The sequence below is a fragment of the Proteus sp. CD3 genome, assembly GCF_008808075.1.
GTDB lineage: Bacteria > Pseudomonadota > Gammaproteobacteria > Enterobacterales > Enterobacteriaceae > Proteus > Proteus appendicitidis.
In genome coordinates this window covers 3,383,280-3,395,000 of the sequence record NZ_CP019686.1, presented here as the reverse complement: position 1 = coordinate 3,395,000, position 11,721 = coordinate 3,383,280, and the positions used below count along the sequence as shown (strand labels likewise).

General features: G+C 40.7%; 7 protein-coding genes and 2 rRNA genes (1 of these 9 cut by a window edge). 6 read left to right on the top strand and 3 right to left on the bottom strand.

The window, feature by feature from the left end; translation table 11 throughout:
* Positions 1–2,574: ribosomal RNA gene (locus tag BTA34_RS15115) — 23S ribosomal RNA — on the top strand (it extends 329 nt beyond the left edge of the window).
* A 119-nt stretch (positions 2,575–2,693) separates the two neighbouring features.
* Positions 2,694–2,809: ribosomal RNA gene (gene rrf, locus BTA34_RS15110) — 5S ribosomal RNA — on the top strand.
* Positions 2,810–2,925: 116 nt separating this feature from the next.
* On the opposite strand, the gene idi is transcribed toward rrf, so the two are convergent.
* Positions 2,926–3,462, bottom strand: a complete 537-nt coding sequence (gene idi, locus BTA34_RS15105) for an isopentenyl-diphosphate Delta-isomerase (RefSeq protein ID WP_151436269.1) — start codon at positions 3,460–3,462, stop codon at positions 2,926–2,928.
* A gap of 134 nt (positions 3,463–3,596) precedes the next feature.
* Positions 3,597–4,241, bottom strand: coding sequence for an epoxyqueuosine reductase QueH (locus BTA34_RS15100; protein WP_151436268.1), 645 nt, complete (start codon positions 4,239–4,241; stop codon positions 3,597–3,599).
* Between the two features lie 253 nt (positions 4,242–4,494).
* On the opposite strand from BTA34_RS15100, the gene BTA34_RS15095 reads away from it, so the two are divergent.
* The gene (locus BTA34_RS15095; RefSeq protein ID WP_151436267.1) at positions 4,495–5,598 is read left to right on the top strand and encodes a glycerol dehydrogenase; all 1,104 of its coding nucleotides are present in this window, start codon (positions 4,495–4,497) and stop codon (positions 5,596–5,598) included.
* Between the two features lie 56 nt (positions 5,599–5,654).
* Here the strand turns inward: BTA34_RS15095 and metA are convergent, their stop codons facing one another.
* Positions 5,655–6,584 (bottom strand): homoserine O-acetyltransferase MetA, encoded by a 930-nt coding sequence (gene metA, locus BTA34_RS15090; RefSeq protein ID WP_151436787.1) that lies wholly within the window; start codon positions 6,582–6,584, stop codon positions 5,655–5,657.
* A 340-nt stretch (positions 6,585–6,924) separates the two neighbouring features.
* Here metA and aceB point away from each other — a divergent pair, with 340 nt between their 5' ends.
* The 3 genes from aceB (at position 6,925) to aceK (ending at position 11,690) form a co-directional block, all read left to right on the top strand.
* The gene (gene aceB / locus BTA34_RS15085) at positions 6,925–8,517 is read left to right on the top strand and encodes a malate synthase A (protein WP_151436266.1); all 1,593 of its coding nucleotides are present in this window, start codon (positions 6,925–6,927) and stop codon (positions 8,515–8,517) included.
* A 69-nt stretch (positions 8,518–8,586) separates the two neighbouring features.
* Positions 8,587–9,894, top strand: a complete 1,308-nt coding sequence (aceA, locus tag BTA34_RS15080) for an isocitrate lyase (RefSeq protein WP_072065199.1) — start codon at positions 8,587–8,589, stop codon at positions 9,892–9,894.
* An 86-nt stretch (positions 9,895–9,980) separates the two neighbouring features.
* Complete coding sequence (aceK, locus tag BTA34_RS15075; RefSeq protein ID WP_416202683.1) at positions 9,981–11,690, top strand: bifunctional isocitrate dehydrogenase kinase/phosphatase; 1,710 nt, start codon at positions 9,981–9,983, stop codon at positions 11,688–11,690.
* Positions 11,691–11,721: the final 31 nt, after the last annotated feature.

Here is an 11,721-nt window from a genome sequence, read left to right as displayed (position 1 = left end):
TAGCCCCGTATCTGAAGATGCTGTTGTTGTGAACTCGACGAGTAGGGCGGGACACGTGTTATCCTGTCTGAATATGGGGGGACCATCCTCCAAGGCTAAATACTCCTGATTGACCGATAGTGAACCAGTACCGTGAGGGAAAGGCGAAAAGAACCCCGGCGAGGGGAGTGAAAAAGAACCTGAAACCGTGTACGTACAAGCAGTAGGAGCCTCTTCGTGAGGTGACTGCGTACCTTTTGTATAATGGGTCAGCGACTTATATTCTGTAGCAAGGTTAACCGTATAGGGGAGCCGTAGGGAAACCGAGTCTTAACTGGGCGAATGAGTTGCAGGGTATAGACCCGAAACCCGGTGATCTATCCATGGGCAGGTTGAAGGTTGGGTAACACTAACTGGAGGACCGAACCGACTAATGTTGAAAAATTAGCGGATGACTTGTGGATGGGGGTGAAAGGCCAATCAAACCGGGAGATAGCTGGTTCTCCCCGAAAGCTATTTAGGTAGCGCCTCGTGAACTCATCTTCGGGGGTAGAGCACTGTTTCGACTAGGGGGTCATCCCGACTTACCAACTCGATGCAAACTGCGAATACCGAAGAATGTTATCACGGGAGACACACGGCGGGTGCTAACGTCCGTCGTGAAGAGGGAAACAACCCAGACCGCCAGCTAAGGTCCCAAAGTCATGGTTAAGTGGGAAACGAAGTGGGAAGGCTCAGACAGCCAGGATGTTGGCTTAGAAGCAGCCATCATTTAAAGAAAGCGTAATAGCTCACTGGTCGAGTCGGCCCGCGCGGAAGATGTAACGGGGCTAAACCATGCACCGAAGCTGCGGCAGCGACACTATGTGTTGTTGGGTAGGGGAGCGTTCTGTAAGCCTGCGAAGGTGTACTGTGAGGTATGCTGGAGGTATCAGAAGTGCGAATGCTGACATAAGTAACGATAATGCGGGTGAAAAACCCGCACGCCGGAAGACCAAGGGTTCCTGTCCAACGTTAATCGGGGCAGGGTGAGTCGACCCCTAAGGCGAGGCTGAAAAGCGTAGTCGATGGGAAACGGGTTAATATTCCCGTACTGGTGGTAACTGCGATGGGGGAACGGAGAAGGCTAGGTTGTCCGGGCGACGGTCGTCCCGGTTCAAGCATGTAGGCAGAGTGATTAGGCAAATCCGGTCACTTAATGCTGAGGTGTGATGACGAGCCACTAAGGTGGTGAAGCAATTGATGCCCTGCTTCCAGGAAAAGCCTCTAAGCTTCAGGTTACCAACAATCGTACCCCAAACCGACACAGGTGGTCAGGTAGAGAATACTCAGGCGCTTGAGAGAACTCGGGTGAAGGAACTAGGCAAAATGGTGCCGTAACTTCGGGAGAAGGCACGCTGGCGGTAAGTGAAGTCCCTTGCGGACAGAGCCGAAGCCAGTCGAAGATACCAGCTGGCTGCAACTGTTTATTAAAAACACAGCACTGTGCAAACACGAAAGTGGACGTATACGGTGTGACGCCTGCCCGGTGCTGGAAGGTTAATTGATGGGGTTATCCTTAGGGAGAAGCTCTTGATCGAAGCCCCAGTAAACGGCGGCCGTAACTATAACGGTCCTAAGGTAGCGAAATTCCTTGTCGGGTAAGTTCCGACCTGCACGAATGGCGTAATGATGGCCAGGCTGTCTCCACCCGAGACTCAGTGAAATTGAACTCGCTGTGAAGATGCAGTGTACCCGCGGCAAGACGGAAAGACCCCGTGAACCTTTACTATAGCTTGACACTGAACATTGAGCCTTGATGTGTAGGATAGGTGGGAGACTATGAAGTGTGGACGCCAGTCTGCATGGAGTCAACCTTGAAATACCACCCTTTAACGTTTGATGTTCTAACCTAGGTCCATAATCTGGATCGGGGACCGTGTCTGGTGGGTAGTTTGACTGGGGCGGTCTCCTCCTAAAGAGTAACGGAGGAGCACGAAGGTTGGCTAAGCATGGTCGGACATCATGCGGTTAGTGCAAAGGCATAAGCCAGCTTGACTGTGAGAGTGACGGCTCGAGCAGGTACGAAAGTAGGTCTTAGTGATCCGGTGGTTCTGAATGGAAGGGCCATCGCTCAACGGATAAAAGGTACTCCGGGGATAACAGGCTGATACCGCCCAAGAGTTCATATCGACGGCGGTGTTTGGCACCTCGATGTCGGCTCATCACATCCTGGGGCTGAAGTAGGTCCCAAGGGTATGGCTGTTCGCCATTTAAAGTGGTACGCGAGCTGGGTTTAGAACGTCGTGAGACAGTTCGGTCCCTATCTGCCGTGGGCGTTGGAAGATTGAGAGGGGTTGCTCCTAGTACGAGAGGACCGGAGTGAACGCACCACTGGTGTTCGGGTTGTCATGCCAATGGCATTGCCCGGTAGCTAAGTGCGGAAGAGATAACCGCTGAAAGCATCTAAGCGGGAAACTTGCCTCGAGATGAGTCTTCCCTGTCACCTTGAGTGACCTAAAGGAACGTTTAAGACTAAGACGTTGATAGGCTGGGTGTGTAAGCGTAGCGATACGTTGAGCTAACCAGTACTAATGAACCGTGAGGCTTAACCTGACAACACCGAAGGTGTTTTGTCTGAGAGACGAAGAGTAGATGAAGTAGGCTTGTTTAAGATTGAATATTGCTGGTTACTGAGAAAGAAACGACAGTAACGGGTAATAAAACCGAATTTGCTTGGCGGCCATAGCGCAGCGGACCCACCTGAATCCATGCCGAACTCAGAAGTGAAACGTTGTAGCGCCGATGGTAGTGTGGGGTCTCCCCATGTGAGAGTAGGGAACTGCCAGGCATTAAATAAGACGAGAAAGCCAACCCAATGGGTTGGCTTTTTTGCGTTTGGGGGTTTTTAAAAGATCAAAAGAATGAGCAAGTTATTTTATATTTAGGTTATTAATAAGATAATTGTTAAATAATGCCTTGGCTCCAACGAGAAAATTGCTCAATCCCCATTCGATTTAATATATAACGAAACCAAGCACTGTAATTTTGTGGGTTTTCTTCGGTATCTTGATAGAGTGTATCTAAAGAAATCCAACGATAATTCATCACTTCATCTGGATTGCTATGTGGTAATTCGTTACTAAATCCAAGAAATAGGTGATCAAATTCATGCTCTATCAGATCATCTGTCACTTTTTCGTTATACAGAATAGTTCCAATAGGTTGCATATCACATTTCATGCCTAATTCTTCATTTAAACGACGATGAATAGCATCTGAAAGTAACTCGTTTGGAAGCGGGTGGCTACAACATGTATTTGCCCATAAACCACCAGAGTGATATTTAGAAATTGCACGTTGTTGAATGAGTAATTGCTGTTTTGAATTAAAAATAAATATTGAAAAGGCTCGATGTAAGGCGCCTACAATATGAGCTTCAAGCTTTGGCATTGTTCCCAGCTCATTATCATTTTTATCTACGAGAATAACAGCGTCTTCCACAAGAAATCACCTTAATAAAATAATACATTGTTATAGCGCGAATATAACATGACTGTATATCAAATAACGATTTATTGTGTTGTTCTTTTTATGGCATCACACTGTGATGCCATAAAATAAAAGGAAAGAAAGATCTAAGGGGTATAATATTGAACACCAATCTTAATAAGTTCTCTACCTTGTGATTTGCGATGCTTATTTGTATCTCTTAATGAATAAATACATCCACAATACTCTTGTTGGTAGAATTGTTCACGTTTACTTATTTCGATCATTCTGGCAGAGCCACCTTTTTTACGCCAATTATAATCCCAATAAATCATATTAGGATAAGGCGCTACAGCCCTTTCTCCACAACCGTTTATTTGTTTCATGTCTTTCCATCGGGAAATCCCAAGTGAACTTGAAATAATGGAAAAGCCATTCTCAGCTGCATAAAGAGCGGTTCTTTCAAAACGCATATCAAAACACATTGTGCATCGAATACCTCGTTCGGGTTCTTTCTCCATACCTTTTGCTCTTTCAAACCAATTATCAGTATCGTAATCAGCATCAACAAAAGGAATATTATGTTTTTTAGCGAAACGAATATTCTCTTCCTTACGAATTAAATACTCTTTTTGAGGATGGATATTGGGATTATAGAAAAAAATAGTGTAATCAATACCTGAAGCTTGTAATGCTTCCATGACTTCACCAGAACAAGGAGCACAGCAAGAATGTAGTAAAAGCTTATTTTGATTTGCAGGCAATGTGAGCTTTTCTCGAATAAGAGTCATAGATGATCCTAAATAACATTATTTTAGTTGTAAAATGATGCTTTTATTATAGTGATAAATACGTGGATAATCTGCTTTTTTAAAATTATTTAAAAATAACTATTTGTTTTATATAAATTAAAAATAATAAATTAGAATGATTTAGGTAATGACTATCAGAGAGTTTACTAGATTCATATTATGATGAGAGGTAAGATGAAATACTAATTCTGCTACTGTTTTTGTAGTAAAATCTAAATAAAGGAATTTAGTTATGTCATCTATATTACCTCGCTCTGTAACCTCGCCAAAAAAATTCTTTATTGGTAGCCAATTACTGTCTTCTGTCGGTAAATATGTGAAAGATTTTGGTGATAACGCATTTATTATTAGTGATGAGTTTTTTTTAGACAAAGTAACTAAAGAAGCAGTTCCTTCTTTAAAAGAAAATGGCATTGTTTCACTGGTTGAAAAATTTAATTACGAATGTACTGAAGCAGAAGTTAATCGCCTTGGTAAAATTGCGATTGAAAATAAAGCGAATGTTATTATTGGTATTGGGGGTGGTAAGACATTAGACGTGTCTAAAGCCGTTGCTTATTATCAGCACATTCCTGTTATTTTATTCCCAACTATCGCTTCAACTGATGCACCTTGTACTGCATTGTCTGTGTTATATAAAGAAAATGGTGAGTTTGATAAATATTTATTCTTACCACAAAACCCAGATGTTGTTATTGCCGATACCGCTATTATTGCATCCGCTCCACAACGCTTTTTCTCAGCAGGTGTTGGTGATGCTCTAGCAACTTATTTTGAAGCACGAGCTTGCTATCAAGCAGACGGCTTAAATTTAGTCAATCAACGTCCATCACGTACAGGTCTTGGTTTAGCACAACTTTGTTTTGAAATGTTAAGTGAAAACATTGATAAAGCAATGGATGCTATTCGCCATAAAATTACTACCCCTGCATTAGAGCAAACTATTGAAGCGACAATTTACCTTAGTGGTGTTGGTGCTGAAGCCGGTGGTTTAGCGGCTGCTCACGCAGTAAATAATGGTATGTCTGCTGTTGAGTCTTTACACCGAGTCCAACATGGTGAAAAAGTGGTATTCGGTTTATTAACTCAATTAGTGTTAGAAAATGCACCACAAAAAGAAATTGATGAAGTGATCCGTATTATTAAAGCGGCAGAATTACCACTGACACTTGAAGATATGGGCATGAAAGAATTTATTGAAAGTGAATGGCGCACTGTTGCTAAAATCGCCTGTGCTGAAGGCGACACTATGGGTAATATGCCAATGAGAGTGACTGAAGAAGATGTTTATAATGCAATGATCGCAGCTAACGCATTAGCTCATCGTTATAAATAATTCTTAGTTTAGTAAATGATTATCTTAAAACCCCAAATTGATTTTGGGGTTTTTCTTTAATCTAATGTTGGGTTCATTTGGGCAAGATCGAACGGTGTTATCTGATAAACATAGTAGTTCAACCAATTTGCAAACAATAAATGTCCATGACTACGCCAAGAAGCGATAGGTTTTTTACTCGGATCATTATTAGGAAAATAGTTTTCGGGTAATTGAGGATCTAACCCCGCTTTAACATCACGATGATATTCATCTGCTAGTGTATTGGGATCGTATTCTGGGTGCCCAGTTGCAAAAACAACCCTTTTATCCTTTGACGCAAATAAATAAGCGCCAGCTTCTTCTGACGTCGCAAGGATCTCTAAATCAGTATTATTTTGAATAAAGTCGATAGGGAAACCGGCATAACGAGAATGCGGAGCAAAGAAAGTCTCATCAAACCCGCGTGTTAACAGTGAAAATGGTGAGCAAGTGTTATGACTATATACGCCTGAAATTTTTTGTTCTAGCGTGTATTTAGGCAGGCCGTATAAGATATTCAATCCAGCTTGAGCCGCCCAACAAATAAAGAGTGTAGAAGTCACATGCTCTTTAGCCCACGTAATGACTTCTTTTATTTCATCCCAATAAGCCACATCTTCAAATTCAACTAGCCCTAATGGCGCACCCGTGACAATAAGCCCATCAAAATTTTGTTCTTTAATTTGGTCAAAATCACAATAGAAAGTATCGAGATGCTCTACCGGGGTATTTTTAGGAACACGAGAGTCAATACGCAATAATTGAATATCAATTTGAAGAGGGCTATTAGAAAGCAATCGTAGAAATTGATTTTCTGTTTCTATTTTTTTGGGCATTAAATTAAGGATAAGCACTTTTAAAGGGCGAATATCTTGAATACTCGCTCTACTGGATGTCATAACAAAGACATTCTCTTTTTGTAAACAACGGACTGCGGGTAGCTCATCGGGTACTCTAATTGGCATTTCAATAACCTCTAAAAAACATCTAGACATCTAGAAGCCTGAATTTAGCTAATAACCTTTTCAATGTCGAGGTCTTCATGTTGTGTATGAAGAATATTCATATAAGAAAAAGCTATATAGGCACAATCATCAAATATTAATCTTCCTTTTTCTCTGTCTATTATCGATCTCTTCCAGATCCCTCGAATTATTTTGAAATTCTGATTTTTGTACAATAAAAAAACACCGATGTAATCACATTGTTAAAAATTATTTAAATAAAAATGGAATTCATTTTTGATTTTTGTAAAAACTGCATTAATCTTAATCAGGTGTGTAAAAGATTTTAGGGGAATGCAGAATGTCACAATCGTTAACTACAGAAGAATTAGATTTTACGCAATCTTTTGGTGAACAGGAAAAAGATATATTAAATCATGATGTTAAGTTGTTTTTAACTGATTTGGTAAATCATTTCTCAGATAGACGCCATGCTTTATTAGCTGAAAGAGATAGCTGGAAACATAGAGTTGATAATGGTGAACTTCCTAATTTTATTTCGGAATCAGATTCCATTATAAAATCTGAGTGGAAAGTTAATCCCATACCTAAAGATCTTCAAGACCGTCGTGTGGAAATAACCGGACCTGTCGATCGCAAAATGGTTATCAATGCACTAAATGCGAATGTGAAAGTCTTTATGGCGGACTTTGAAGACTCTTTAGCGCCTACATGGGACAAAGTGATTGATGGTCAGATCAATTTGCGTGATGCCGTCAAAGGCACGATTTCTTATACCAATGAACAAGGTAAATGTTATCAACTTAAAGCGTCACCTGCGGTATTGATTGCAAGAGTAAGAGGTCTTCACCTTCCTGAAAAGCATGTGCTATGGCAAGGAAAGCCCATTGCAGGGGGATTATTTGATTTTGCTTTGTATTTTTACCATAACCACAAAGCCTTATTAGAAAAAGGGAGTGGCCCTTATTTTTACATTCCTAAATTGCAAACATGGCAAGAGGCTAAATGGTGGAGTGATGTTTTTCATTTCACTGAAAAGCGTTTTGGTTTAGCCACAGGAACCATTAAAGCCACCGTATTAATTGAAACCCTACCCGCTGTTTTTCAAATGGAAGAAATTCTCTTTCATATGAAAGAGCATATCGTGGGGCTTAATTGTGGTCGTTGGGATTATATTTTTAGCTATATCAAGACATTAAAAAATTATCCAGATCGTGTATTACCTGATAGACAGGGGATCACGATGACTCAACCTTTCTTAAGTGCTTATTCACGTTTACTGATCCAGACGTGTCATAAACGAGGTGCTTTTGCTATGGGTGGAATGTCGGCATTTATCCCAAGTCGAGATCCTGAGCAAAACGGCATTATTTTGAAAAAAGTATTTGATGATAAAGAATTTGAAGCAACAAATGGCCATGATGGTACTTGGATTGCTCACCCCGGTCTTGCTGAAACGGTATTAGCTGCTTTTGATCCTATTTTAGGATCTCGACAAAACCAACTCGATGTACAACGCAATGAGAAAATAACGGCAGAAATGTTATTAGCACCTTGTACAGGCGAACGTACAGAAAAGGGCATGAGAGCTAATATTCGCGTTGCGGTGCAATATATTGAAGCGTGGATTTCTGGTAATGGTTGCGTACCTATCTATGGATTAATGGAAGATGCAGCAACAGCAGAAATATCGCGTACCTCTATTTGGCAATGGATCCGCCATCAAAAAACACTGTCTGATGGGCAAGTCGTGACTAAAGATCTCTTTCGTAAAATGCTGAAAGAAGAGCTTGAAGTGATACGCCAAGAAGTCGGTGATACTCGTTTTGAAGAAGGACGTTTTAAAGAAGCGGCTTCTTTGATGGATAAGATTACAACCCAAGATGAATTAGTCGATTTTCTGACTTTACCGGGTTACCAACTTTTAAATTAAAAAAGATACGTTAAAACGTATTTATAAACTGCAAACATCATCACTACCGTATTTATAGGAGCTGTTTTTATGACTATTAGTAGATCAGAGCAAATCGCCCAATTAGAGAAAGAGTGGGAACAACCTCGCTGGAAAGGTATTACCCGTCCTTATAGCGCTGAAGATGTCATTAAATTAAGAGGTTCGGTTAACCCAGAACATACCTTAGCAAGACGTGGCGCTCAAAGGCTTTGGTCATCATTAAATGGTAAATCGAAAAAGGGTTATGTTAATGCATTAGGAGCTTTAACTGGTGGGCAAGCGTTGCAACAAGCAAAAGCAGGGTTAGAAGCTGTTTACCTTTCAGGATGGCAAGTGGCTGCTGATGCTAACACCGCAGCAAGTATGTACCCTGATCAATCTCTATATCCAGTTGATTCTGTTCCTAATGTTGTTCAGCGTATCAATAATACGTTTAGACGAGCTGATCAAATTCAGTGGTCAAATGGTATTGGTCCTCAACATAAAGATTATATTGATTTTTTCCTTCCTATTGTGGCTGATGCGGAAGCTGGTTTTGGTGGAGTATTAAATGCCTTTGAATTAATGAAGGCGATGATTGAAGCTGGAGCGGCAGGTGTTCACTTTGAAGATCAGTTAGCGGCAGTGAAAAAATGTGGTCATATGGGAGGAAAAGTATTAGTTCCTACTCAAGAGGCTGTACAAAAGCTTGTTGCTGCACGTTTAGCCGCAGATGTGTCTGATGTGCCAACATTACTTGTTGCAAGAACAGATGCTGATGCTGCTGATCTCTTAACTTCAGATTGCGATCCTTATGATAGCTCATTCTTAACCGGAGAGCGCACACCTGAAGGTTTTTTCTGTACCCATGCGGGTATTGATCAAGCAATTAGCCGTGGGCTTGCTTATGCACCTTATGCTGATCTGGTGTGGTGTGAAACATCACTTCCTGATCTGAAAATGGCTGCTAAGTTTGCAGAAGCTATTCACGATAAATACCCCGGAAAAATGCTGGCTTATAACTGCTCGCCTTCTTTTAACTGGAAAAAGAACCTTGATGATCGCACGATTGCCCATTTCCAAGATGAGCTATCAGCAATGGGATATAAATTCCAGTTTATTACCTTAGCGGGCATTCACAGCATGTGGTTCAACATGTTTGATCTGGCACATGATTACGCCAAAGGTGAAGGCATGAAGCATTATGTAGAGAAAGTGCAAGAAAAAGAGTTTGCTGCACTTAATCAAGGTTATACCTTCTCCTCGCATCAGCAAGAGGTGGGAACAGGGTATTTCGATAAAGTGACCACGATTATTCAAGGTGGTATGTCTTCAGTGACGGCACTAACAGGCTCTACAGAAGAACAACAATTCTAGTTTGCGCAAACCACAAGTTTTAAAAATATCATTATCTGTTTTTGTGGTGATAATTCAGGAGCAGGATGCTCCTCTTTTTCGTGAGGTTGTTAATGACGCCAGAAGATTTAATTGCTCAAACAATTTTACAAGGCTTTGATGCCCAATATGGTCGCTTTCTTGAGATAACGTCAGGAGCGCAATATCGTTTTGAGCAAGCGGATTGGCATGGTGTTCAAATCGCGATGAAGGAACGCATCCGGTTATACGATAATCATGTTGGATTAGTGGTTGAACAACTTAGGTGTATTCGACATGATATTGATAAAGAAAGTCTTTTTCTACAAAGAGTGAAAGAGAACTATACGCAATTATTACCCAATTACCCTCGATTTGAGATCGCAGAGAGCTTTTTTAATTCTGTTTATTGTCGTCTGTTTTACCATCGTGAATTGAATAAAAAAAACCTATTTGTTTTTTCATCCCAACCAGCTTATCGCTTTACACAAGCACCTCGACCGTTATCAAAGCAGTTTGTTATTCAAAGTGATTTACCCACATTACTGCAAGACATTTTATCTCGCTTACCTTTGCGACTACCGTGGCAAAATAAACAGCGTGATATTCACGCTATTTGTGATGTACTTACTGCCCAGTTCTCTTCTGAACAATTGCAGAGTGCGGTATTTCATATCGCAAACGAACTTTTTTATCGTAATAAAGCGGCTTGGTTGATTGGTAAAATAGTGATTAATGAGCAATATATTCCATTCTTATTACCTATTCATAATGTTGAGCAACAATTACTGATTGATACTTGCCTTATCTCGGCAGATGAAGCGAGTATCGTTTTTGGTTTTGCCCGTTCTTATTTTATGGTTTATGCCCCATTTCCAGCAGCATTAGTTGCATGGTTAAGAGATATATTACCGAGCAAATCTATCGCTGAGCTTTATATGTCAATAGGGTGTCAAAAACACGGTAAAACAGAATACTATCGTGAATACCTCGCCTTTATGAATTTTTCATCAGAGCAATTTATTGAAGCTCCCGGTGTAAAAGGTATGGTGATGTTGGTATTTACATTACCCACTTATGATCGTGTTTTTAAAGTGATCAAAGATAAGTTTGCGCCCCAAAAAACGATCACTGCAGAGCGTGTAAAAGAGTGCTATCGATTAGTTAAAGAACACGATCGTGTCGGACGCATGGCAGATACCCAAGAGTTCGAAAACTTTATGATCGATAAGAAAAGAATTAGCCCTGAATTAATGGCTATTTTTGAACAAGAGATCCCAAATAAGCTAGAAGATCTGGGAGATAAATTATTGATCCGTCATCTGTATATGGAACGTCGAATGATGCCACTTAATATCTATATGGAACAGTGTGATGACAATCAGCTTAAAGCGGTCGTTGAAGATTATGGGCAAGCGTTGAAAGAGCTTATTGCAGCGAATATTTTTCCTGGTGATATGCTGTTTAAAAACTTTGGTGTGACTCGTCATCATCGTGTGATTTTCTATGACTATGATGAAATTAGTTATATGACAGACATGAATTTTCGTGCGATCCCTCCTGCCCGTTACCCTGAAGATGAATTAGCGAGCGAGCCTTGGTATAGCGTTGCACTCAATGATGTATTTCCTGAAGAATTTCGCTATTTCCTATGCAGTGATAAGCGGGTTTGCGACTATTTTGAAGCCTTACATCGTGAGCTTTTATCACCAGAATATTGGCAACAACAGCAGCAAAAAATTAAAGACGGGTATATTGAAGATGTTTATGCCTATTCCCAAACTAAGCGATTTACTTAATAAATTGCCTTAGGAAAAGATAAAAATAAAG